This is a genomic window from Pelagibacterium sp. 26DY04 (assembly GCF_031202305.1).
Classification (GTDB): Bacteria; Pseudomonadota; Alphaproteobacteria; order Rhizobiales; family Devosiaceae; genus Pelagibacterium.
In genome coordinates, this window is the sequence record NZ_CP101731.1 from 3728237 (window position 1) to 3749158 (window position 20922).

The 20922-nt window shown below is 63.3% G+C and carries 25 protein-coding genes; 9 read left to right on the plus strand and 16 right to left on the minus strand.

The window, feature by feature from the left end; all coding sequences use genetic code 11:
* Nucleotides 1–5: 5 nt before the first annotated feature.
* Complete coding sequence (locus tag NO932_RS18495; protein ID WP_375142898.1) at nt 6–1493, plus strand: tripartite tricarboxylate transporter permease; 1488 nt, start codon at nt 6–8, stop codon at nt 1491–1493.
* Nucleotides 1494–1601: 108 nt separating this feature from the next.
* Here NO932_RS18495 and NO932_RS18500 read toward each other — a convergent pair whose 3' ends face one another.
* From NO932_RS18500 to NO932_RS18520, 5 genes are read right to left on the minus strand one after another with little or no spacing between them, the layout of a single operon-like run.
* Nucleotides 1602–2102 carry a GAF domain-containing protein gene (locus NO932_RS18500; protein WP_309208850.1) on the minus strand — a complete coding sequence of 167 codons (501 nt, stop codon included), beginning with the start codon at nt 2100–2102 and terminating at the stop codon, nt 1602–1604.
* A 17-nt stretch (nt 2103–2119) separates the two neighbouring features.
* A complete protein-coding gene (locus tag NO932_RS18505; RefSeq protein WP_309208851.1) occupies nt 2120–2863 on the minus strand; it encodes an ABC transporter ATP-binding protein in 744 nt (247 codons plus the stop codon).
* A complete protein-coding gene (locus tag NO932_RS18510) occupies nt 2860–3696 on the minus strand; it encodes an ABC transporter ATP-binding protein (protein WP_309159640.1) in 837 nt (278 codons plus the stop codon). Before NO932_RS18510 ends, NO932_RS18505 begins: the two co-directional genes overlap by 4 nt.
* Nucleotides 3693–4598: an ABC transporter permease gene (locus tag NO932_RS18515; RefSeq protein ID WP_309208852.1), complete on the minus strand. Its 906-nt coding sequence runs from the start codon at nt 4596–4598 to the stop codon at nt 3693–3695. Before NO932_RS18515 ends, NO932_RS18510 begins: the two co-directional genes overlap by 4 nt.
* Complete coding sequence (locus NO932_RS18520; RefSeq protein WP_375142788.1) at nt 4598–5689, minus strand: ABC transporter permease; 1092 nt, start codon at nt 5687–5689, stop codon at nt 4598–4600. Before NO932_RS18520 ends, NO932_RS18515 begins: the two co-directional genes overlap by 1 nt.
* Before the next feature lie 130 nt (nt 5690–5819).
* Between NO932_RS18520 and NO932_RS18525 the strand changes: the two genes are divergently transcribed.
* The 4 genes from NO932_RS18525 to NO932_RS18540 all read left to right on the plus strand — a co-directional run bounded on the left by NO932_RS18525 (nt 5820) and on the right by NO932_RS18540 (nt 10577).
* Nucleotides 5820–6494, plus strand: a complete 675-nt coding sequence (locus tag NO932_RS18525; protein WP_309208854.1) for an XRE family transcriptional regulator — start codon at nt 5820–5822, stop codon at nt 6492–6494.
* Nucleotides 6491–8077: an ABC transporter substrate-binding protein gene (locus NO932_RS18530; RefSeq protein ID WP_309208855.1), complete on the plus strand. Its 1587-nt coding sequence runs from the start codon at nt 6491–6493 to the stop codon at nt 8075–8077. Before NO932_RS18525 ends, NO932_RS18530 begins: the two co-directional genes overlap by 4 nt.
* Nucleotides 8078–8133: 56 nt before the next feature.
* Nucleotides 8134–9225, plus strand: a complete 1092-nt coding sequence (locus NO932_RS18535) for a Xaa-Pro peptidase family protein (protein ID WP_309208856.1) — start codon at nt 8134–8136, stop codon at nt 9223–9225.
* A gap of 68 nt (nt 9226–9293) precedes the next feature.
* The gene (locus tag NO932_RS18540; protein WP_309208858.1) at nt 9294–10577 is read left to right on the plus strand and encodes a DUF2254 domain-containing protein; all 1284 of its coding nucleotides are present in this window, start codon (nt 9294–9296) and stop codon (nt 10575–10577) included.
* On the opposite strand, the gene NO932_RS18545 is transcribed toward NO932_RS18540, so the two are convergent.
* The 5 genes from NO932_RS18545 to sdhC form a co-directional block, all read right to left on the minus strand.
* On the minus strand, nt 10574–10810 hold the full coding sequence (locus NO932_RS18545) for a hypothetical protein (protein ID WP_309208859.1): 237 nt from the start codon (nt 10808–10810) through the stop codon (nt 10574–10576). The genes NO932_RS18540 and NO932_RS18545 overlap by 4 nt on opposite strands.
* A 76-nt stretch (nt 10811–10886) precedes the next feature.
* Nucleotides 10887–11672, minus strand: coding sequence for a succinate dehydrogenase iron-sulfur subunit (locus tag NO932_RS18550; RefSeq protein WP_309208860.1), 786 nt, complete (start codon nt 11670–11672; stop codon nt 10887–10889).
* Nucleotides 11673–11688: 16 nt separating this feature from the next.
* On the minus strand, nt 11689–13488 hold the full coding sequence (gene sdhA / locus NO932_RS18555; RefSeq protein WP_309208861.1) for a succinate dehydrogenase flavoprotein subunit: 1800 nt from the start codon (nt 13486–13488) through the stop codon (nt 11689–11691).
* A 7-nt stretch (nt 13489–13495) separates the two neighbouring features.
* Nucleotides 13496–13846 carry a succinate dehydrogenase, hydrophobic membrane anchor protein gene (sdhD, locus tag NO932_RS18560; protein ID WP_309159631.1) on the minus strand — a complete coding sequence of 117 codons (351 nt, stop codon included), beginning with the start codon at nt 13844–13846 and terminating at the stop codon, nt 13496–13498.
* An 11-nt stretch (nt 13847–13857) separates the two neighbouring features.
* Nucleotides 13858–14241 (minus strand): succinate dehydrogenase, cytochrome b556 subunit, encoded by a 384-nt coding sequence (gene sdhC / locus NO932_RS18565; RefSeq protein ID WP_309208863.1) that lies wholly within the window; start codon nt 14239–14241, stop codon nt 13858–13860.
* A gap of 260 nt (nt 14242–14501) precedes the next feature.
* On the opposite strand from sdhC, the gene NO932_RS18570 reads away from it, so the two are divergent.
* Nucleotides 14502–15086 (plus strand): NUDIX domain-containing protein, encoded by a 585-nt coding sequence (locus NO932_RS18570; RefSeq protein WP_309208864.1) that lies wholly within the window; start codon nt 14502–14504, stop codon nt 15084–15086.
* Here NO932_RS18570 and NO932_RS18575 read toward each other — a convergent pair.
* Nucleotides 15067–15489 carry a MarR family transcriptional regulator gene (locus NO932_RS18575; RefSeq protein WP_309208865.1) on the minus strand — a complete coding sequence of 141 codons (423 nt, stop codon included), beginning with the start codon at nt 15487–15489 and terminating at the stop codon, nt 15067–15069. The genes NO932_RS18570 and NO932_RS18575 overlap by 20 nt on opposite strands.
* 111 nt (nt 15490–15600) lie before the next feature.
* Here NO932_RS18575 and NO932_RS18580 point away from each other — a divergent pair, with 111 nt between their 5' ends.
* Together NO932_RS18580 and NO932_RS18585 are read left to right on the plus strand one after the other, a co-directional pair.
* Nucleotides 15601–16017 carry a VOC family protein gene (locus tag NO932_RS18580; RefSeq protein WP_309208866.1) on the plus strand — a complete coding sequence of 139 codons (417 nt, stop codon included), beginning with the start codon at nt 15601–15603 and terminating at the stop codon, nt 16015–16017.
* Nucleotides 16014–16271, plus strand: coding sequence for a YdeI/OmpD-associated family protein (locus tag NO932_RS18585; RefSeq protein ID WP_309208867.1), 258 nt, complete (start codon nt 16014–16016; stop codon nt 16269–16271). The genes NO932_RS18580 and NO932_RS18585 overlap by 4 nt, the downstream gene beginning before the upstream one ends.
* Here the strand turns inward: NO932_RS18585 and NO932_RS18590 are convergent.
* Nucleotides 16262–16471 carry a DUF1737 domain-containing protein gene (locus NO932_RS18590; protein WP_309163626.1) on the minus strand — a complete coding sequence of 70 codons (210 nt, stop codon included), beginning with the start codon at nt 16469–16471 and terminating at the stop codon, nt 16262–16264. The two genes, NO932_RS18585 and NO932_RS18590, sit on opposite strands and share 10 nt — an antisense overlap.
* 98 nt (nt 16472–16569) lie before the next feature.
* Between NO932_RS18590 and NO932_RS18595 the strand changes: the two genes are divergently transcribed.
* Nucleotides 16570–17208 (plus strand): carbonic anhydrase, encoded by a 639-nt coding sequence (locus NO932_RS18595; RefSeq protein WP_309208868.1) that lies wholly within the window; start codon nt 16570–16572, stop codon nt 17206–17208.
* A gap of 6 nt (nt 17209–17214) precedes the next feature.
* On the opposite strand, the gene NO932_RS18600 is transcribed toward NO932_RS18595, so the two are convergent.
* From NO932_RS18600 to NO932_RS18615, 4 genes are all read right to left on the minus strand, one after another.
* Nucleotides 17215–18099 carry an EamA family transporter gene (locus NO932_RS18600; RefSeq protein WP_309208869.1) on the minus strand — a complete coding sequence of 295 codons (885 nt, stop codon included), beginning with the start codon at nt 18097–18099 and terminating at the stop codon, nt 17215–17217.
* A gap of 337 nt (nt 18100–18436) precedes the next feature.
* The gene (locus NO932_RS18605; protein WP_309208870.1) at nt 18437–18742 is read right to left on the minus strand and encodes a YciI family protein; all 306 of its coding nucleotides are present in this window, start codon (nt 18740–18742) and stop codon (nt 18437–18439) included.
* Nucleotides 18742–19782, minus strand: coding sequence for an aspartate-semialdehyde dehydrogenase (locus NO932_RS18610; protein WP_309208871.1), 1041 nt, complete (start codon nt 19780–19782; stop codon nt 18742–18744). Before NO932_RS18610 ends, NO932_RS18605 begins: the two co-directional genes overlap by 1 nt.
* A gap of 433 nt (nt 19783–20215) precedes the next feature.
* Nucleotides 20216–20782: an acyloxyacyl hydrolase gene (locus NO932_RS18615; RefSeq protein ID WP_309208872.1), complete on the minus strand. Its 567-nt coding sequence runs from the start codon at nt 20780–20782 to the stop codon at nt 20216–20218.
* Between the last annotated feature and the right edge of the window lie 140 nt (nt 20783–20922).

Sequence of the window (20922 nt, forward strand, 5' to 3'; positions counted from 1 at the left end):
CCCTCATGTTCCTGGCCGAAGGCTTTACCCAAGCCCTGACGCCGATGAATCTCGTCTTTGCCCTGGTCGGCGTCTTTTTGGGCACCGCTGTCGGCGTGCTGCCGGGCATCGGCCCGGCCCTGACCGTGGCGCTGTTGCTGCCGGTGACGTTCAAGCTCGATCCGGGCGGCTCGCTCATCATGTTCGCCGGCATCTATTATGGCGGCATGTATGGGGGCTCGACCACGGCCATCCTGCTCAATACGCCCGGCGAGGCCGCCTCGGTCGTCACCGCGCTCGAGGGCAACAAGATGGCGCGGCAGGGACGCGGCGGACCGGCCCTGGCCACCGCCGCCATCGGCTCGTTCGTTGCCGCGCTGGTTGCAACCATAGGCATCGCGTTCCTGGCTCCCGTCATCGTCGAGATCGCCGTCCGCTTCGGGCCGTGGGATTATTTCGCGCTGATGATGATCGCTTTCGTCACCGTTTCGGCGACATTCGGATCCTCCCCGCTCAAGGGCTTGACCAGCCTTGCGCTGGGTCTTTGGCTCGGGCTCATCGGCATCGATCAATTGACCGGCCAGGCGCGGCTGACCTTCGGCGTGCCGCAACTGCTCGACGGCATCGAGGTGACGACCCTCGCCGTCGGCCTGTTCGCCATCGGGGAAGCCCTTCTGATCGCCTCGCAGCATCGCACCTCCCCCGCCCAGCCCATCCCCGTCAAGGGCTCTGTCTGGATGAACCGGCAGGATTGGTCGCGCTCGTGGAAACCTTGGCTGCGCGGCGCAGCGATCGGCTTTCCCATCGGCGGATTGCCGGCCGGCGGCGCGGAAGTTCCGACCTTCCTCAGTTACAATCTGGAACGCAAGCTGTGCCGCGACCCCGAAGCCTTCGGCAATGGCGCCATCGAAGGCGTGGCCGGTCCCGAAGCGGCCAATAACGCTTCGGCGGCCGGCACCATGGTGCCGCTTCTGACCCTGGGGCTGCCGACATCGGCCACTGCGGCGGTCATGCTGGCCGGATTTCAGCAATACAACATCCAGCCCGGCCCGCTGCTCTTTGCCCAGCATGCCGATATCGTCTGGGCACTGATCGCCTCGCTGTTCATCGCCAATGTGATGCTGCTGTTCCTCAATCTCCCCCTTGTGGGTCTGTGGGTCCGGCTTTTGGCCATTCCAACGCCATGGCTCTATGCAGGCATCATGGTCTTTGCCGCCATGGGGACCATCGCGGCCAACCCCTCCATCGTCGAGCTTTTGCTGCTCGTTGCCTTCGGCGCCGCCGGCTTTCTGATGCGACGATACAATTACCCCATCGCGCCGGCCGTTGTCGGCCTGATCCTGGGGCCAATGGCCGACCTGCAGATGCGCCGCGCGCTGCAGATCAGCCTGGGCGATCCCATGGTCTTCCTGGAGCACTGGAGTTCGGCACTCATGCTCGCCATCGCGGCGATCGCGCTCGTCGCCCCCTTCATCTTCCGTGGCCTGTCGCGCTTCCAGGCCGATGAAGATTAAGCGGGCTAGAGCGTGTCCAGCAAAAGTGGAAACGGTTTTGCGGTTCGGACACGCGACGAAACAAAGGGTTAGAGCCGAGGATTTGATACAATCAAATCCTGAACGGCTCTAGGCTCGCGTCGCGACAGCGAGAGCGAGCTTGGCCGGGATCGAGACTTCCCGGACGATCAACTCGACCCGCTCGGGCGTATAGTGATCGGCCACATCGAGCATGTTGATCGTGCCGATCAGCTCGCCCCCCAGAACCACCGGCAGGTTGACCACCGACTGGCAGCCCAGCGAGTCGATCAGCTCGTAATCGGCAAAGACCGTCGAGATATCGGCGATGGAATTGGCGACGAAGGGCTGACGCGCCTTGTGCACGATATCGAACCAGCGGTCATAGCGGATCGGCTTGGTGCCCGAAGCGGGGTAGTTTTCGGGGTCGGAGGTATAGGCGCGCCGCGCCAGCTCGGCCTCCATGTCCACCAGCATGACGGTGAAGAGCTTGGCCCCCACGATCCGCCGTACGAAATCCTGCAGCGCGAGGAATGCGGCCTCCGCGCTGGTGGCTGCGGAAATCGCGGCGTCGAATTGCTGCCGCGCGGCGGAAATATCAGGTGTCGTCACTTTGCAATGTCCTTGGACTAGGCAGGAGCACCGCCACTGGCGGCGTAGAGTTCGCGCGAATAGGCATCGGTGAAATTCCCTTCGCGCAATTGATCGGCGGTGGCGATCTCCACGATCCGGCCATGGCGCATCACGGCCAGCCGATCGCAGAGGAACGACACCACCGGAAGATTGTGGGTCACCATCAGATAGGTGAGGTTCTGCTCGCGTTGCAGGCGCTTCAAAAGGTTGAGAATCTCGGCTTGCACCGAGACGTCCAGCGCCGAGGTGGGTTCGTCCAGCAGCAGGACCTTCGGTTCCAGCATCAGCGCGCGCGCAATGGCGACACGCTGGCGCTGCCCACCCGAAAGCTGGTGCGGATAGCGAAAGCGGAAGCGCTGATCGAGCCCGACCGCCCCGAGGGCCGCTTCGACCCGCTCGCCACGATTCGAAACGCCGTGGATGGCCAACGGTTCGGAAAGCACCGCATCGATGGTCTTGCGCGGGTGGAGCGAACCATAGGGATCCTGGAACACCATCTGCGTCTCGCGCACCGAGCGCTTGTCGATGCCATGGGTGCGCGTTCCGCCAAGGAGCGAAATCTCCCCCGTCCATTGCGGCGCGAGCCCGGCGATGGCGCGCAGCACCGTCGTTTTGCCCGACCCCGATTCGCCCACAAGGGCAAAGCTCTCCCCTTGCGCGATATCGAGGGAGATATCGTGGGTGATGACGGTCTCGCCATAGGCGATCGAAAGATCCTTGAGGATGATGGCACTTGTCATGTGCCGCCCCAGCTCGCCCGGTCGAGGACCGGCAGTTGATCGCGCGTCTCGTCGAGCCGGGGCATCGCCGCCAGCAATCCGCGCGTATAGGGATGGGTTGCGTTCGAAAGTTCGCCCGCCGCGCAGCTTTCCACCACCTGGCCGGCATTCATCACCAGGATGCGGTCGCAATAGCGCGAGACGAGGTTGAGGTCGTGGCTGATGAGGATCAGCCCCATGCCCTTGGTCTTGATCAGGTCGTCGATGATGTCGAGCACCTGGGCCTGGACCGAAACGTCGAGCGCCGAGGTCGGCTCGTCCGCGATCAACAGATCGGGCTCGGGGATCAGCATCATGGCGATCATGATGCGCTGGCCCATGCCGCCGGACACCTCATGGGGATAAAGCTTGGCGACGCGCTCCGGATCGTTGATGCGCACCGCTTCGAGCATGGCGATCACCCGATCGCGCACCTCGCGTCCGGGCACCCTCGTGTGCACCTTGAGCGCCTCGGCGATTTGGTCGCCCACCGTCATCACGGGGTTGAGCGAGAATTTGGGGTCCTGCATCACCATGGAGATGCGGGCGCCGCGAATGGCCCGCATCTGGCGCTCGGATTGGGAGAGAAGGTCGATGCCGCTAAAGGAGAGCTTGTCGGCGGTGACACGCCCGGGCGAGCGGATCAGCCGCAGGACCGAGCGTCCGGTCATCGATTTGCCTGATCCGCTTTCGCCCACGATTCCCAGCCGCTCCCGGCCCAGCGAAAACGATATTCCCTTGACCACCTCCACCCGGCCCTGATGGGTGGGAAAGGAAACGCGGAGGTTTTCGACCTCGAGAAGCGGCGCGCTCAATGCTTTTCTCCCTGCTTGGGATCGAGCACGTCACGCAGCCCGTCGCCCAGGAAACAAAACCCGAGGCTGACCACGATGATGGCAATGCCGGGCATGGTGGCGACCCACCACTGGTTGAGAATGAAATCGCGGCCCGTCGCGATCATCGCGCCCCATTCGGGAAGCGGCGGCTGCGCCCCCAGCCCGAGAAAGCCCAGACCGGCGGCGGTGAGGATAATGCCCGCCATATCGAGGGTCACGCGGACGATCATCGAAGAGGTGCAGAGCGGCAGGATGTGGTTGACGATGACCCGGATCGGCGAAGCGCCCTGAAGCTGCACGGCTGCGATGAATTCGGAATTGCGGAAGGTCAGCGTCTCGGCCCGCGCTATGCGGGCATAGGCCGGCCATGTGGTGATCGCGATGGCGATGATGGCGTTGTTGATGCCCGGCCCGAGCGCCGCGACGAAGGCCAGCGCCAGGATCAGCTTGGGCATGGAGAGAAAGATGTCGGTAATCCCCATCAGGGCCCGGTCCACCCAGCCGCCGAAATAGCCCGCTATGGCGCCGACCACCAATCCCACCGGCGCGGCGATCACCGCCACCAGCAGCACAATGGTCAAGGTGATCTGCGAACCATGGACCACGCGGGAGAAAATATCGCGGCCCAGCATGTCGGTGCCCATCAAATGGTCCCAACTGGGCGGCAGCAGCCGGTCCGAAAGGTTCTGCCGCGTCGCCGAATAGGGGGCGATCCAATCGGCCGCGATCGCGGTCACCACCAGCGTTATGATGATGATGAGCCCGACAACGGTGAGCGGATTGCTCAAAAGGCCAAGCGCCAGCCGATAGAACCGGCCAAGGCTCGCCTGCATGCGGGAGGTGGGAGAGTCGGCCAAAAGCCAGTCGCGTGTAGAGGCCATCAGCGCGCCCTCGGATCAAGGACGCGATAGAGCACGTCCGAAACTTTGTTGATGACGATGAACACCGCCCCGATCACCAGCGTGGCCCCGAGCACCGCGTTCATGTCGGCGTTAAAGAGGCCGGTGGTGAGATAATTGCCGATGCCGGGCCAGGAGAACACGGTCTCGATCATCACCGACCCTTCGAGAAGGCCGGCATAGGAAAGCCCGATGACGGTGATGAGCTGGATGCGGATGGGATAAAACCCGTGCCGCCAGATCACCCGCCATTCGGGCACGCCCTTGACCCGCGCGGTGGTGACGAATTCCTGCCCCAACTGGTCGAGCATGAACGAGCGCGTCATGCGCGCGATATAGGCCAGCGAGAAAAACCCGAGAATGGAGGCGGGGAGAATGATGTGGCTGACCGCGTTCCAGAACACGTCCACCTGACCGGTGATGAGGCTATCGACCAGCATCAGCCCGGTGATGTGCGGCACCAGCCCATCGTAGAAGATATCGACCCGGCCCGGCCCGCCGACCCAGCGCAATTGGGCATAAAACAGCGCCAGCCCCACGAGCCCCAGCCAGAAGGCCGGCACCGAATAGCCCAAAAGCCCGAAGACGCGGATGATCTGATCGGTCCAGCTCCCCTGCCGCGCGGCGGCCAGAACGCCCATGGGCACGCCCAGCGCGACCCCGATCAGGATGCCGATCGTCGCCATTTCGAGCGTTGCGGGGAAAACCCGGCTGAGATCGACGATCACCGGCCGGCCGGTCGAGACCGACATGCCGAAATTGCCGCTGAGAATATCCCCCACATAGGAAAAGAACTGCTCGTAAAGCGGCCGGTCCAGCCCCATGGCGACCCGCGCCGCCTCATAAGTGCTGGCCGAGGCCCGGTCGCCCACCACCGCCAGAACCGGATCGATGGGCACCACGCGGCCGATAAAGAAGGTGATGGCGAGCAGGCCCAGAAAGGTCAGGGCGATGGTGGCGACGAACCAGGCAAGCTCGCCCAAAACGGCTGCCACGCGTTTTCCGCTCCAGCGCCCGGCCGGTTGGTTCACCGGCTCTCCGCCTGCCTGTCCCTCAAGTGACACGGGGCACATTCTCCTTGTTGGGAACGGCGTTTTACGACGTTGCGCCGAGGGCGTTCCAGATGTCGAGACCGTCACAATTCGCTTGGATCATACAAAAAGTTTTGCTTATATCAAAAAAATTTTGGTGGAGGACGGCAGCATGGCCGACATCGCGGGTGGGAGATTGGCACAAGATCTGTCCCCCAAGGTGGGTTCGCTGATCCGCGCCCGCCGCAGGCAGCAGCAGATGACGCTGCAGATGCTGGGCGAAGCCGCCCGAACTTCGGTGGGATATCTCAGCCAGATCGAACGCGACCAGGCGACGCCCTCCCTTGGCACCCTGGCGCAGATCGCGCGCGCCCTGGGCGTGGGCGTCGATTATTTCATCGCCGCGCCCTCTGTGGAAAACGCATTCAGCCGGTCCGAAGATCGCCGGCGCTTTTCGATCGATGGCACCTCCATCGTCTATGAGCGCATCACCACCGAATTTCCCGGAAACATGCTCTCGGCCTTCATCATGACGGTGCCGCCGGGCTATCGCTCGGAAACCGTCAGCCATGAGGGCGAAGAGCTGCTTTACGTCCTGTCCGGTGAAATCACGCAGCGGCTGGGCCAGGACGAGATGGTCATGAAGGCGGGCGATGCCCTGCATTTCCGCGGCAACCAGCCCCATGCCTGGTCCAATCACACGGCCCTGCCGGCCAGGCTTTTATGGACCGGCACGCTTGAGCTTTTCCAATCCATAACCGCGTCGAGGGTGCTCCCGGACGCAGACAAGAAGCCGGAACGCCAACCGGCCCTTTCCACATCAAAGCCAAAGGAAGACCAATCATGAAGCTTTTCCGCGCCGCATTGCTGGCCACGGCCATCGCACTGCCTCTGGCCCCGGTGGCGGGCATTGCCGCCACCCCGCCAGGCGTTCTGGTCGTCGCCCAGAACATCGACGACATCGTCGCCATCGATCCCGCCCAGGCCTATGAGTTCAGCTCGGGCGAGTTGGTCACCAATGTCTATGACCGCCTCGTGCAGTACGATGCCGAGGACACGACGGTCCTGGCGCCGGGCCTCGCCAGCGAATGGGAGGTCGATGACGAAAACAAGTCGATCACCTTCACCATCCGCGAAGGCGCGACCTTCCATTCGGGCAATCCGGTGCGCCCCGAAGACGTGCTGTTTTCCTTCAAGCGCGTCGTGGCCCTCGATCTGACCCCTGCCTTCATCCTCACCCAGCTCGGCTGGACCGCCGACAATATCGACGAGATGATCACCGTCGAGGGCAACACCGTAACCGTGCGCTACGAAGGCGATTTCTCCTCCGCCTTCGTGCTCAACGTCCTCGCCTCCCGCCCCGCCTCGATCGTCGATGAGGTGACGGTCATGGCCAACGAGGTCGATGGCGACATGGGCAATGCCTGGCTCAACGCCAATTCGGCCGGCTCGGGCCCGTTCTCGCTGCAGGCCTACCGCCCGGCCGAGATCATCCGCCTGCAGTCGAACCCCGACTATTTCAAGGGCGCGCCCGAGATCGAAAGCGTCATCATCCGTCACGTCGCCGAGGCGGCGACCCAGCAGCTCCTGCTCGAAACCGGCGACGTGGACCTGGCCCGCAATCTGACGCCCGATCAGATCGCGGCCCTCGAGGACACGCTCAAGGTCGAAACCTTCCCGCAAGCCGCCGTGCACTTCCTCTCCTTCAATCAGAAGGTCGAGGAGCTGACCGACGAAGCGGTCTGGGAAGCGGCCCGCTATCTTGTCGATTACGAAGGCATGGTCGATAGCTTCCTTGCCGGGCAGATGGAAGTGCATCAGGCCTTCTGGCCCGAGGGTTTCCCCGGTGCGCTCAACGACGAGCCTTATTCCTACGATCCCGACCGGGCGATGGAAATCCTCGAGGAAGCGGGCGTCGAAACCCCGATCACCGTTTCGCTCGACGTGATCAACTCGTCCCCCTTCACCGATATCGCCCAGTCGCTGCAGGCCACGTTCGCGGAAGCCGGCATCGAGTTCGAGATCGTCCCCGGCACCGCGGCCCAGGTCATCACCAAATACCGTGAGCGCAGCCACGAAGCCATGCTTCTCTATTGGGGCCCGGACTTCATGGATCCGCACTCCAACGCCAAGGCATTCGCCTACAATTCGGACAATTCCGACGAGGCCTATGCGGCAACCACCACCTGGCGCAATGCCTGGGCCGTGCCCGAGGAGATGAACGCGGAAACCATGGCGGCGCTCGCCGAAGCCGATCCGGAAGCACGTAACGAGCTTTATCTCGACCTGCAGCGCAAGGTTCAGGAAAATTCGCCCATCGTCATCATGTTCCAGGCCGCCTACCAGGTGGCCATGGCCGAGAACGTCGAGGGCTATGTCAACGGCGCGACCTCGGACTTCGTCTACTATCGCCTCGTGACCAAGGACTGATCGTGCTCCAGGGCCGCCCATGGGCGGCCCTTTCCTTTTCGTTCCCGGAGACCATCATGACCGCTTCCCCTCGCATTGAACGCCTGCGCCAGCGCATGGCCGAAACCGGCACCGACCTCGTCGCCATCGGCCCCTCCAGCCATATGGTCTATCTGACCGGCGTCGATCCCCATGGCGACGAGCGGCCGGTGATGCTCCTGGTCTCCCCGACCTATGCGGGCTTTTTGATGCCCGCCCTCAACCTCGACGCCGCGCGCAAGAATTCCGATCTTCCCATGATCCCCTGGAGCGACAGCGACGGTCCCGACGCCGCGCTGGCTCAGGTGCTCGAAGCCACCGGCATCGACCGAACTTCGCCTTCGGTCGTTCTCGACGAAACCATGCGCGCCGATTTCGCCCTGCTGCTGCTCGACGCCCTGCCCGGCGCTCGCCGCCGCTTTACCGGCGACACCGTTTCCTTTTTGAGAGCCCGCAAGGACGAAGACGAATACCGCCGGCTCAAGGCCAGCCAGCTTTTGAACGACAAGGCGATGCAGGCCGGGTTCGCGGCGCTCAAGCCCGGCGTCACCGAACGGGACGTGGCGAGCGTCATCCGCTCGGTCTATCTCGAAAATGGCGCCCGCCCGCAATTCGATCTGGTGTGCTTTGGCGAAAACGGCGCCTTTCCCCACCACCACACCGGCGATACCGTGCTCAAAGCCGGCGATGCCGTGCTGCTCGACATCGGCGGGCGGCTCGACGGCTATCCCAGCGACATGACCCGCGTCGCCCATCTGGGGGAGCCCAGTGCCGAGTTCGCCAAGGTCCACGCCGTCGTCAATACGGCTGTCGAGGCCGCACTGGCCTCCGTCAGACCCGGCGTTAAGGCAAGCGCGGTGGACGATGCGGCGCGCGGGGTGATCGCTCAGGCCGGCTATGGCGAATTCTTCCTCCACCGCACCGGTCACGGCCTGGGCCTCGATATCCACGAGCCTCCCTACATCACCGCCACCAGCGATACGGTGCTCGAGGAAGGCATGGTGTTTTCCATCGAGCCGGGCATCTATCTCGCCGGCCGCTTCGGCATCCGGCTCGAGGAAGTGGTGATCGTGCGCTCCGACGGCCCCGAAATCCTCTCCGAACTGCCGCGCGATACCGTCATCGTCTGACCGGCTGGATCGCTTGGCCCGTCTTGGGCTTTAGTAGCGAGAGGTGTGTTCGCCAGCCGGAGAGAGAGATGCCGTTCTATGCCAGGATCAAATCGCTGACCTCGGGGATCGCCGGCAGCTTCTGGTTCCTCCCCCTGATCATGGCGGCAAGTGGCCTGGTCCTGGCCGAGCTGGCGATCCTTCTTGAAAGCGTCGAGCAGCTCGCCCCGCTCAGACGCCAGTCTTTCTACCCGCAATTCGGGCCCGAGGGCGCCCGATCGGTGCTGACCACCATAGCCGGCGGCATGATGACCATGGCGAGCCTGGTCTTTTCGCTGACCTTTGTGGGGCTGACCCTGCTTTCGGGCCAGCTCGGCCCGCGCATCCTGATGATGTTCATGCACGACAAGCCCACCCGGGTCGTCATGGGTGCCTTTGTCGGCGTCTTTCTCTTCACCCTTATCGTTCTGGTCAACGTCACCGAGCTCGAGGACGGCTTCGTTCCCCATCTGGCCGTCGCCACCGCGATTCTGAGCGCCACCATCGCCTTTGGCCTTGTGATCTATTTCGTCCACCACATGGCGCTCTCGATCCAGGCCGACGTCATCGTCGCCGGCCTGGGCCGCCGGTTCGAAAAGGCGATCGGGCGGGTGACCGAAGCCGGCAAGGGTTTCGATATCGCCAGGGCCAACCGGGAGCTGGCCCGGTTCCAAGCCGTCTCGGGCGCTCCGGTCCCCGCTCCCGGCTCGGGCTATGTCCGCCATGTCGCCTATGATCAATTGCTGCAGATCGCCAGCCGGGCCGGCCTGCGCATCGATGTGCTCGTCCGGCCCGATGATTTCATCGGCGAGGGCCTGCCGCTCGCCCTTGTGGAAGGCCCCAACCCCGACATATCCCGCCTTGCCTCCGCCTTCACCATCGGCCCGCGCCGCGACGTGCTGCAGGAAGCCACCTATGAAGCCCGCGCCTTGATCGACATCGCCCTGCGCGGCCTTTCCCCCGGCATCAACGATCCGGCCACCGCCGTTGCCGCCATCGATCACCTGAGCGCCGGCCTTCTTCCCCTGGTCCGCGCCGAAGGCGTCCCGCGCATACTCTTTGATGAAAGTGGCCGCCCCTGCCTGCGCCGCCCCGATCTGGGCCTTGGGCATTATCTCGACCTGATCGTTCCCGCCCTGCTGCCGGCCATGCGCTCCGATACGCTTGCCACAGAGCGGCTGATCGCGCTCCTTGCGCTCCTCGACCGGGTCAGCCGCAGTAACGACCAGCAGGCCGAAATCGAAAAGTGGCGCAAGGTCGTCGCCCAGGACGTCGACAATCACCAACTGCCCCAGGCACTCAAGGATTGGCTGGCGCGCGCGGTGACGCGCTAGCTCTTTTTGGCGACCATGTCCTTGAGCAGCGCCTCGGCCAGCGGTTGGGCGTCTCGCGCCTCGCTCTCGGGCACCGCGATGGCCAGCCCCCGGCCGGTCAGTCCCGTGCCGATTCCCGGCAAGCCGCCATCGGCGATCTCGCGCGGCGAAAACCCATGCGCCCGCAGCGCCGTCACCATCAGCCGCGCCACCGATTCCCTCTCGACATAGATGATCGTCTCGTAATCGGTCATGGCGCGCTCCATCAAATACAAAGGGTCCGCGGGCGTTTCCCGCGGACCCTTTAAACGTTTAACCCAAGCCGCCGGTTCAGGCCACCTTGCGTTCCATCATCATCTTCTTGATCTCGGCGATCGCCTTGGCCGGGTTCAAGCCCTTGGGGCACACCTTGGCGCAGTTCATGATGGTGTGGCAGCGATAGAGCTTGAACGGGTCCTCGAGATTGTCGAGCCGTTCGCTGGTCGCTTCGTCGCGGCTGTCGATCAGCCAGCGATAGGCCTGCAGCAGCACCGCCGGCCCGAGATACTTTTCCCCATTCCACCAATAGGACGGGCAAGAGGTCGAACAGCACGCGCAAAGGATGCACTCGTAAAGCCCGTCGAGCTTGGCCCGGTCTTCCCGGCTCTGCAGCCATTCGGTGTCCGGGGTGGGCGATTTGGTCTGCAACCAAGGTTCGACCGATTTGTGCTGCTCGTAAAAGGTCGAAAGATCGGGCACCAGATCTTTCACCACCGGCATGTGGGGCAGCGGATAGACCTTGATGGGCCCGCTCGAAACATCGTCCATGCCCTTGGTGCAGGCGAGCGTATTGGCCCCATCGATGTTCATCGCGCACGACCCGCAAATGCCCTCGCGGCACGAGCGGCGCAGGGTGAGGGTGGGGTCGATGTTGTTCTTGATCCACAAAAGCCCGTCGAGGATCATCGGCCCGCAATCGTCGAGATCGACGAAATAGGTGTCGATCCGAGGGTTTTCCTGGGTGTCGGGATCGTAGCGATAGACCCGGTATTCGCGCAGCCGCGTCGCCCCTTCCGGCTTGGGCCAGGTCTTGCCCTTCTTGGGCTGCGAGCGCTTGTTGAGGATGAGTTCAGCCATTGTCCTCTCCCGCCCCCTAGTAGACGCGCGCCTTGGGCGCGATTTTGGCAAGGTCGATGCCGTCCGAAAGCGGATCCACATGCACCGGCCGGTAGTCCAGCGCCACATTGCCGGCGTCATCCACCCAGGAAAGCGTATGCTTGCGCCAGTTGGCGTCGTCGCGCTCGGAGAAATCCTCGCGCGCATGGGCGCCCCGGCTTTCCTTGCGGTTTTCCGCCGAATAGACGGTGGTGACGGCATTGGCCATCAGGTTTTCCAGTTCGAGCGTTTCCACCAGATCCGAATTCCAGATCAGCGAACGGTCATGGACCTTGATGTCCTTGAGCTCGCCCCAGATTTCCGAAATCCGCCGGCATCCGCTTTCCAGGGTCTCCTGGGTGCGGAACACGGCGGCGTCTTCCTGCATGGCGCGCTGCATCTTGTCTCTGAGCTTTGCCGTGGGTATCGCGCCATTGGCGTTCCGCAACCGGTCGAAGCGCGCCATGATCTTGTCTTCGGCGGCTTTGTTGACTTCGGGCACCGGGGAATTGCGGTCGATGATCTCGCCGGCCCGGATCGCCGCGGCACGCCCGAACACCACGAGGTCGATCAGAGAATTGGACCCCAGCCGGTTGGCGCCATGGACCGAAGCGCAACCCGCTTCGCCCACCGCCATCAGCCCGGGGATCGTGGCATCGGGCCCGCCATTGCGCGGATCGATCGCTTCGCCCCAATAGGTCGTGGGGATGCCGCCCATATTGTAATGGACCGTCGGGATCACCGGGATCGGATCGCGGGTCAGATCGACCCCGGCGAAGATCTTTGCCGATTCCGAAATCCCCGGCAGCCGTTCATGCAGCACGGCGGGGTCAAGATGGTCGAGGTGGAGGAAGATGTGGTCCTTCTTGGGCCCCACGCCCCGCCCCTCGCGGATTTCGAGCGTCATGCAGCGCGATACCACGTCGCGCGAAGCGAGGTCTTTCGCGTTGGGCGCATAGCGCTCCATGAAGCGCTCGCCCTCGGAATTGACCAGATAGCCGCCCTCGCCGCGCGCGCCCTCGGTGATCAGGCACCCCGAACCGTAAATGCCCGTGGGGTGGAACTGGACGAACTCCATGTCCTGCAGCGGCAGCCCGGCCCGCGCCACCATGCCGTTGCCGTCGCCGGTGCAGGTATGGGCGCTCGTCGCCGAGAAATAGGCGCGGCCATAGCCGCCGGTCGCCAGCACCACCATCTTGGCGCGGAACCGGTGGATGGTGCCGTCGTCGAGCTTCCAGGCGATCACCCCCTGGCAAACCCCGTCATCGCTCATCAAAAGGTCGATGGCGAAATATTCGACGAAGAACTCGGCATTGTTGCGCAGGCTCTGCCCGTAAAGCGTGTGCAGGATCGCATGGCCGGTCCGGTCCGCCGCCGCGCAGGTGCGCTGCACCGGGGGGCCGTCGCCATAGTTCTGCATGTGCCCGCCGAACGGGCGCTGATAGATCTTGCCCTCTTCGGTGCGCGAGAACGGCACGCCGTAATGCTCGAGCTCGTAAACCGCCTGAGGCGCCTCGCGGGCCAGATATTCCATGGCGTCGTTGTCGCCCAGCCAGTCCGACCCCTTGACGGTGTCGTACATGTGCCACTGCCAGCTGTCGGGGCCCATATTGGAGAGCGAGGCGGCAATCCCGCCCTGCGCCGCCACCGTATGCGAGCGGGTCGGAAACACCTTGGTGACGCATGCCGTCGAAAAGCCCTGCTCGGCCATGCCCAGCGTCGCGCGCAAACCCGCGCCGCCGGCGCCGACCACCACGACGTCATAGGCGTGGTCGATGATTTGATAAGCCGAAGCCATGAACTAACTAACCTCCAAAGGCGAGGACGAGCACCGAGACCGCGGCGATGACGCCGATGATCAGAACGAAAATCGTATTGAGCGTCTTGGCGAGCGCGTGCAGCTTGGGATCGTGGACATAGTCCTCGATCACTTCATACATGCCGATGCGCATATGGATGAGCGGGGAAGCGATGAGCGCCAGCGCCAGGATGGCGACAAACGGGTTCGAGAAGGTCGCCGCCATCTCGGCCCGCGTGGCCCCGGCAAACGAGACCACCAGCCAGATCAGAAAGCCCACAAAGGCGATGTTGATGACGCCCGTGACGCGCTGGCGGATGAAGGTGCCGGTGCCCTTTTCCCTTGGATGGGTCTTCATGTCTTCTCCCCCTAGAACCAGACCAGCAGCGCCCAGACCAGCACCGTGGCGGTCACCGAAAACACCAGGGTTGCCACCGTGATGATCTCGCGCCCGGCTGGATCGAACCCGGCGCCCGTATCCCAGACGAAATGCTTGATTCCGCCGGCCATGTGGTGGAACAGCGTCCAGGTATAAAGAAAGAGGCCGATCTGGATGATGGGGTAGCCGAAGAACCCCTGAACCATCTCGAACTCTTCCTGTCCCAGCGCCGCCGCCCCCAGCCACAAAACGAACAGGATGGTGCCCAGATAGAGCCCTATGCCGAGGATCCGGTGCAGGATCGACATCGTCATGGTGAGGGTGAAACGCCAAACCGAAAGGTGGGGAGAGGTGGGTCGAAACTGGGTCGCCATGCTGCCTCGATCTCCTCCGGCGCCGGGGCCGGGCATGAACAGCCGGTCGCCCGGCATCGAACTTGGCGCCAACTTCTAATCGCGCTTTCCCCATTCGTCAAAGGGACATGGGTACGTCTTTGGTCTCAAAACCGCTTTCCGAAGCGGTGCTAAAATATTGACTTTCAACGTCATATTTTATTTCCGCACTGGACATCGAGGGCTAAGTCGAGGCAAGACTGGGGAAATGTCAGCCAGGTTTACCTACTAGGTAAAGTAGCATGTCCAAGCCCAGTCCCATCCGCATCGAGAGCAAAAAAATCCTCGCCCGCGCCTGGGGAAGCCTTACCGAGTATGTTTTTTCGCTTCCTCACCGCGACGGCAGCGAAAATCGCCACACGCGCGAGGTCTATGACCACGGCAATGCGGCGGCGATTCTGCTCATCGATCCCGACCGCCGATGCCTGACGCTCGTGCGCCAGTTCCGCCTGCCGCCCCATCTTCTGGGCGATGACGGCTATCTGCTCGAAGTCTGTGCCGGGCTCCTCGATGGCGACACGCCCCAAGCCTGCGCGAAAAAGGAAGCGATGGAGGAAACCGGCATCGCGCCCGCAACGCTCGCCCATGTGTTCGATCTCTATGCCAGCCCCGGCTCGCTCTCGGAAAAAACCCACTGTTTCCTGGGCTTTTACACCGAAACCGACCGCACCGGCGCAGGCGGCGGGCTCGGCCACGAAGGCGAGGACATCGAGATCGTCGAGATCGGCTTTGACGAAGCCCTCGGCCGGATCGAACAAGGCGCCATCGTTGATTCCAAAACCGTGGCGCTGATTCAGCACGCCGCTCTCAAGGGGATTCTGCGCTGACCGGTTCGGGCACAAGGCCCAGCACGCGATTGAGCCCCGGTACGGCTACCCTCAGCGCATCCTTCTCCGCCTCGGTCAGCCCTTCCAGGGCTTGGGCCAGGACCTTCTCGCGCGCCGCGCAGGCCACGGCAATGGCTTTTACGCCCTTACCGGTCACTTCGAGCCGCACGGCCCGGCGGTCCCCCGCCTCGACGATGCGCGAGAGCATTCCTTCCCGCACCAGGCCATCGACGATCCGCGAGGCGGTGGGGGCGGCTATCCGCTCGCGGGCGGCAAGCCGGCTCAGCGTCGTGCGCTTGAGATAGTGCACCCCGGCCAGGATGGAGAGTTGCGCTGCCGTGCACCCGCTCTCCCTGTCAGCGGCCTGCAACAGCCGATCGAGGGGCAGGACGATGCGATGCATCAATTGCAACGTTCGCGAAAGGCTTGCGTTTGACATCCGGCAGGTTTAACTTCGTTAGCTACGCTAAATATTAGCTTAGACGGTTAACCGCCGCCACGAAAGGTGCCGCCCATGGAATTCCACGTCGGACGTCTCATCGATCACGTTCATCTGCGCGTTGCCGACGTTGAAAGAAGCAAAAGCTTCTACCGCGCGGCGCTGGCCGCCCTGGGCCGTGAAATTACCCACGAAGGCGAAGGGTTCTTCGCCTCGGACGAATTGTTCGTGGACAAGGCCGACGATTATGTCACCCGCGTGCACCTGGCCTTCCAGGCCGATGGCCCCGAAATGGTCGCCCGCTTCCACCAGGCCGCCCTTGCCGCCGGCGGCACCGACAATGGCGCGCCGGGCGAGCGCCCCTATCATCCCGGTTATTACGCCTGTTTCGTCATCGATCCGGACGGCAACAATATCGAAGCTGTGTGGCACGGCCCCTCGACGCGCAGCGCCGACTCCGTCGTCGTCACCCCCACCGGCGGCCAGGTATGAGCACCGACCTCTCCAATCTCTCCCGCCCCATCCAGCCGATGCCCGACGATATCGGGCAGCAGCTCAAGGCCAAAAAGCTGGAGAAACAATACGCCGCCCGCCCCGCCTATCAGCGCAACGACTATCTGGGCTGGATCGCCCGCGCCAAACGCCCGGCCACGCGGGAAAAACGTATCGCCCAGATGCTCGAGGAACTCGAAAAGGGCGGCGTCTACATGGGCATGGCCTGGCGGGGCGACGCCGATCAGGCGTAGTCGGTGAGCTTTTTGTCGGGGTCGTAAACCTGGTCGGAAACCTCCTTGGTCACCGCCTGCCCGCAGCGCATCTTTCCCGCCACCGCATCGAACACGTAATGGGGCTCGCCATAGAGCAGCCAGCCCTCGCTCAGCGCCTTTGTGACCTTGTGGCAAAAGGACGAATCGTCGTCCCCCGACAGGAAGCGATAAATCACCATTGCCCGATCTCCTTTGTGGTTCTTGCGCCAAGCATAGCAATTGATCTTGGCCGCGCCAGGGTCTATCGCAAACCGATCGACGTGAAAGGATGAACTCCATGGCGCAGGACTTTCCCCCCTTCCTCCTCGAGGGCTACCGCAATTTCATGGCGGGCCGCTACAGTGCCGAGAGCGAGCGCTATCGCAGCCTCGCCGAGGAAGGCCAGAAGCCCACGACCATGGTGATCGCCTGCTGCGATTCCCGCTCGGCCCCCGAAACCATTTTCGATGCCGGCCCCGGCCAGCTCTTCGTTCTGCGCAACGTCGCCAACCTCGTACCGCCTTTTGGTCCCGACGCCGCCTATCACGGCACCTCCTCGGCCATCGAATTCGCCGTCATCCATTTGAAGGTCGCCCATATCGTTGTCATGGGCCATGGCCGCTGCGGCGGCATTTCCGGCGCCCTCGCCACCGCTGCCGGTCACGCCCCGGAAGGCGACTTCATCGGCAAATGGCTGACCATGGTCAAGGACGTCGCCGACAAGGTCGAAGCCAATTCGCTGATGACCCCGGCCGAACAGCAGACCGCGCTCGAACGCATCGCCATCCGCCAGTCGCTTAACAACCTCCTGACCTTCCCTTTCGTCAAATCCCGCGTCGATGAGAACCAGCTTTCGATCCACGGCGCCTGGTTCGACATCTCAACGGGCGAGCTCTGGACCATGAACGGGGAGAGCGGCGACTTTTCACGCCCCTAGATCCGCTCACCCCACCGGCTGGGTTGCCGCCTGCCTTGGCTTGAGCTTGACCACAGTGAGGATCAGCCCAGCGAAAACCAGCACCCCGCCGGCAATATCCACCGGATAGATCGGCTCGCCCAGGATCAGCACGCCCGAACTGATCCCCGCGATGGGCACCAGCAGCGTGAAGGGAGCCACCGTCGCCGCCGAATGGCGCGAGAGCAGCCCGCTCCACATGGCAAAGCCGAAAAGCGTTGCCGGATAGGCGAGGAACGCGACCAGTCCCACCACGCTCCAGCTCGGCGGCATCAGCCCGGCAAAGGCGCTCGTCCCGCCCTCGAAGGCGAACGAGAGGGCAAAGAGCGGGATCGAGGCGAAGAAATTGCCCCAGACGGTAAAGGGCACCATGGGAACCGCGCCGGCCTTTTTGGAAATGATATTGGCCGTGCCCCAGCACAAGGCCGCCACCATCAAGATGGCGATGGGAACCAGTTCTCCGTCCGCTCCATGGCCCCAGGCAATCACCCCGATCCCGGCAAACGCCACCGCCGCGCCCACCATCTGGAGCCGGCGCGGCACTTCGCCGAAGACGAAAAACGCCAGCCCGATGGTAAACATCGCCTGCACCTGCAGGGCCAGCGAAGCGAGCGAAGCGGAAAGCCCCATGAAGATCGCGAGGTTCAAAAGCGCATAGAGCGCGCAGCCCATGAAAAGCCCGTAGCCGACCACCAGCCGCCACGGCGCCTGGGGCCGGGCGACGAAAAAGATCACCGGCACGGCGGCAAAGAAAAACCGCAGCGCCGCGACCAGCAGCGGCGGCAACTCTCCGACGCTTAGCTTGATGACCGTGAAATTGACGCCCCAGATCGTGACGACGACCAGGGCAATGAGCACGTCGCGCAAGGGCATGGCGGGCTTCCGAAGAAAAGACAGGAGCCCTGCCTTAGCGCAGAGTGACAAGGCTTGTCATCCCGCATGGTGAACGCGGCGAGGCCCCTCACCCGCCGCTTCAGGGCGAGCTCGCCCAGAGGAAGAGGTGAACGTGAGCGGCGGCACCCGATGTCCTTCTCCCCGCTGGGGAGAAGGTGGCCGCGAAGCGGTCCGATGAGGGGCCGCAGCGGTGGCCCAGGATATCGCTCTTGCGTGAGACAAACGGGACGAGGGAGCCCCAGCCTAACCTCTCCCTTGGGGGAGAGGTCGACGCAAAACGGCGGGTGAGGCCTTCGCCAAGCTTCCAACCAGGCCGCTACCGCGCCCCGATCTCGATATCCTCGAACCCCGGAGCCGTGCCCCAGGCGAAGACTTCGCTCGTCGCCCGCAATCCATGGATCTGGAAGGGGTCCTCGGCGATGATCTGTTCGACTTCCGCGCGACTCTCGGCCTCGAAAATCCAGAGCCCGCCCGAGGGCGCGCCGCCCGGTTCGGGACGCAAGGCCCCGGCGAGGGCAATCCTGCCCTTGTATTTGCGCAAATAGGCTTGATGCGCTTCGGTATGGGCGGCGCGGATATCCGCGCCGTCCGTCCGGTCGGTGAAAAGCGCCGCCCAACGCATCAGGCGGCCTTCCTGTCCATCAGGCCACGCTCGATCAGCGTTTCGGCGATCTGGATGGTGTTGAGCGCCGCACCCTTGCGCAAATTGTCCGAGACCACCCACATGGCGAGCCCGTTTTCAACCGTCACGTCCTCGCGGATGCGGCTCACATAGGTGGCATCCTCGCCCTTGGCTTCGACCGGGGTGATGTAGCCGCCGTTCTCGCGCTTATCGAGCACCACGATCCCCGGCGCCTCGCGCAGGGCGTCCCGCGCCTCGTCGGGGGTGATGGGGTTGGCGAACTCCATGTTGACAGCTTCGGAATGCCCCACGAACACCGGCACGCGCACCGCCGTGCAGGTCACCTTGATCTTGGGGTCGAGCATCTTCTTGGTTTCGGCCAGAACCTTCCACTCTTCCTTGGTGTAGCCATCCTCCATGAACACGTCGATATGGGGGATGACGTTGAAGGCGATCTGCTTGGTGAACTTTTTCGGCTCGGGCTGGTCGTTGACGAAAATGCCCTTGGTCTGGTCCCAGAGCTCGTCCATGGCCTCCTTGCCTCCGCCCGAAACCGACTGATAGGTGGAAACCACCAGCCGGGTGATGGTCGCAAGATCGTGCAGCGGCTTTAGCGCCACGACAAGTTGCGCCGTCGAGCAATTGGGATTGGCGATGATGTTCTTGCGTTCATTGCGCGCCATATAGGCGTCGAGCACATGCCCGTTGACCTCGGGCACCACCAGCGGCACGTCCTCGTGGTAGCGCCATGCCGAGGAATTATCGATGACGATCGCGCCCGCTGCCCCGATCTTGGGCGCCCACTGCTTGGAGATATCGCCCCCAGCGCTCATCAGAACGAAATCGGTGCCGGTAAAGTCGAAATCGTCGAGGTTCTTGCACTTCAATATCTTGTCGCCGAAGCTCACCGCGCGGCCCACCGAGCGCGACGATGCCAAGGGCACCAGCTCGGAGACCGGGAAATTGCGTTCGGCGAGGATGTCGAGCATTTCGCGGCCCACATTGCCGGTGGCGCCTACGACTGCAACCTTGTAACCCATTTCGATTTTTGTCCTTTCACCCCACCTCCCGCGCCGGGGCGTTCCGCCCGCTCGGCCTTTATGTGCTTTGCCGCCCTCCCCGCCGGGAGGATTGGCCCGGGGAGTGCGTCAAGCGGTTTTGGTGGTGGTTTTACCCATAAACGGCATCGCGCCGGCGCTCGCGCCGACTGTTTTGAGCAGCACTGTCATGGTCATTAATGCCACGAAAAAGGCTCCTGCCGTCCGGAGCCCGTTACATACGTGGTTCCGGTCACTTTGCCAAGGGTGGCCACGGAGAATTGGAACGCGAACCGGGACTCCCCGTCATCCCGGGCCCGACCCGGGATCCAGTAACCGGCAGCGCCGCGGTTCCACCTGAGCGCGGAGTGTATTGGACCCGGCGCAAGGCCGGGGCGACCACGAGGTGACCGCCATCGCCCAACTGGCCGCGCAACTAGAATTTGACGCCGACCATCAAGCCCAAATTGGACAACCCGTCATTGGGCGAACAAAGCTCGAGATTGGAGATATGCTCGTAGCGCAGCGTCACCGTGACGTTCTCGCTCACATTGGCCCCGATGCCAGCGGCATCGTAGAAATTGAGCGAACAGCCGAAATTGCGCTCGGGCCGCGTCGCGCCGTCCAGCGCCCCGTCGGTCAGCGCCGCGCCGAACCCAAGTTCGAGATAGAGCGGGGTTTCGAACACCGGAATCTGCCAGTTGAGATTGGCATGGACGAGATTTTCCCGCCCCTGGAGATTGATCGTCGCGCCGATTTCCGGGCGCGGCGAGCCGATCCATTCGAATGCCGCGATATCGGGCGAGGCGAACAGCGCCGAAAACTTGATGTCCTCGAACCGGGTGAGCTCCCAATTGTCGCCCGTGGGCAGGAAGCCGCCATAGGCCGAATGGAAGAACGCCCCGGCGCGTATTTCGTCCAGCTCCAGCCCCTGGGCCAGCGCCGGTCCCGCTCCCGCGCCAGCCAGAAGGGCGATAGCCAATGCGGCAAGCTTGCGGATCATGGGACGTCCTCGTTACGCAGGGAATGGCGAGCAATGCACCTCATCGATGCGCCGATGTCAATTGCAGGAAGGCAACAGAACCGATTATCGTCTTTTAACGATCAAACCCGACTCGCCGTCTTGACGGTGGCCCTTCCCGA

Coding starts and splice junctions, on each gene's coding strand:
- NO932_RS18525 (WP_309208854.1), top strand. CDS start 5,820: ATGGCCGACATCGCGGGTGGGAGATTGGCACAAGATCTGTCCCCCAAG.
- NO932_RS18610 (WP_309208871.1), bottom strand. CDS start 19,782: ATGGGTTACAAGGTTGCAGTCGTAGGCGCCACCGGCAATGTGGGCCGC.
- NO932_RS18605 (WP_309208870.1), bottom strand. CDS start 18,742: ATGCGTTGGGCGGCGCTTTTCACCGACCGGACGGACGGCGCGGATATC.
- NO932_RS18530 (WP_309208855.1), top strand. CDS start 6,491: ATGAAGCTTTTCCGCGCCGCATTGCTGGCCACGGCCATCGCACTGCCT.
- NO932_RS18495 (WP_375142898.1), top strand. CDS start 6: ATGTTCCTGGCCGAAGGCTTTACCCAAGCCCTGACGCCGATGAATCTC.
- NO932_RS18600 (WP_309208869.1), bottom strand. CDS start 18,099: ATGCCCTTGCGCGACGTGCTCATTGCCCTGGTCGTCGTCACGATCTGG.
- NO932_RS18590 (WP_309163626.1), bottom strand. CDS start 16,471: ATGGTGATTTATCGCTTCCTGTCGGGGGACGACGATTCGTCCTTTTGC.
- sdhA (WP_309208861.1), bottom strand. CDS start 13,488: ATGGCTTCGGCTTATCAAATCATCGACCACGCCTATGACGTCGTGGTG.
- NO932_RS18570 (WP_309208864.1), top strand. CDS start 14,502: ATGTCCAAGCCCAGTCCCATCCGCATCGAGAGCAAAAAAATCCTCGCC.
- NO932_RS18540 (WP_309208858.1), top strand. CDS start 9,294: ATGCCGTTCTATGCCAGGATCAAATCGCTGACCTCGGGGATCGCCGGC.
- NO932_RS18595 (WP_309208868.1), top strand. CDS start 16,570: ATGGCGCAGGACTTTCCCCCCTTCCTCCTCGAGGGCTACCGCAATTTC.
- NO932_RS18585 (WP_309208867.1), top strand. CDS start 16,014: ATGAGCACCGACCTCTCCAATCTCTCCCGCCCCATCCAGCCGATGCCC.
- NO932_RS18545 (WP_309208859.1), bottom strand. CDS start 10,810: ATGACCGATTACGAGACGATCATCTATGTCGAGAGGGAATCGGTGGCG.
- NO932_RS18550 (WP_309208860.1), bottom strand. CDS start 11,672: ATGGCTGAACTCATCCTCAACAAGCGCTCGCAGCCCAAGAAGGGCAAG.
- NO932_RS18505 (WP_309208851.1), bottom strand. CDS start 2,863: ATGACAAGTGCCATCATCCTCAAGGATCTTTCGATCGCCTATGGCGAG.
- NO932_RS18535 (WP_309208856.1), top strand. CDS start 8,134: ATGACCGCTTCCCCTCGCATTGAACGCCTGCGCCAGCGCATGGCCGAA.
- NO932_RS18580 (WP_309208866.1), top strand. CDS start 15,601: ATGGAATTCCACGTCGGACGTCTCATCGATCACGTTCATCTGCGCGTT.
- NO932_RS18575 (WP_309208865.1), bottom strand. CDS start 15,489: ATGCATCGCATCGTCCTGCCCCTCGATCGGCTGTTGCAGGCCGCTGAC.
- sdhC (WP_309208863.1), bottom strand. CDS start 14,241: ATGGCGACCCAGTTTCGACCCACCTCTCCCCACCTTTCGGTTTGGCGT.
- NO932_RS18615 (WP_309208872.1), bottom strand. CDS start 20,782: ATGATCCGCAAGCTTGCCGCATTGGCTATCGCCCTTCTGGCTGGCGCG.
- NO932_RS18515 (WP_309208852.1), bottom strand. CDS start 4,598: ATGGCCTCTACACGCGACTGGCTTTTGGCCGACTCTCCCACCTCCCGC.
- NO932_RS18520 (WP_375142788.1), bottom strand. CDS start 5,689: ATGTGCCCCGTGTCACTTGAGGGACAGGCAGGCGGAGAGCCGGTGAAC.
- sdhD (WP_309159631.1), bottom strand. CDS start 13,846: ATGAAGACCCATCCAAGGGAAAAGGGCACCGGCACCTTCATCCGCCAG.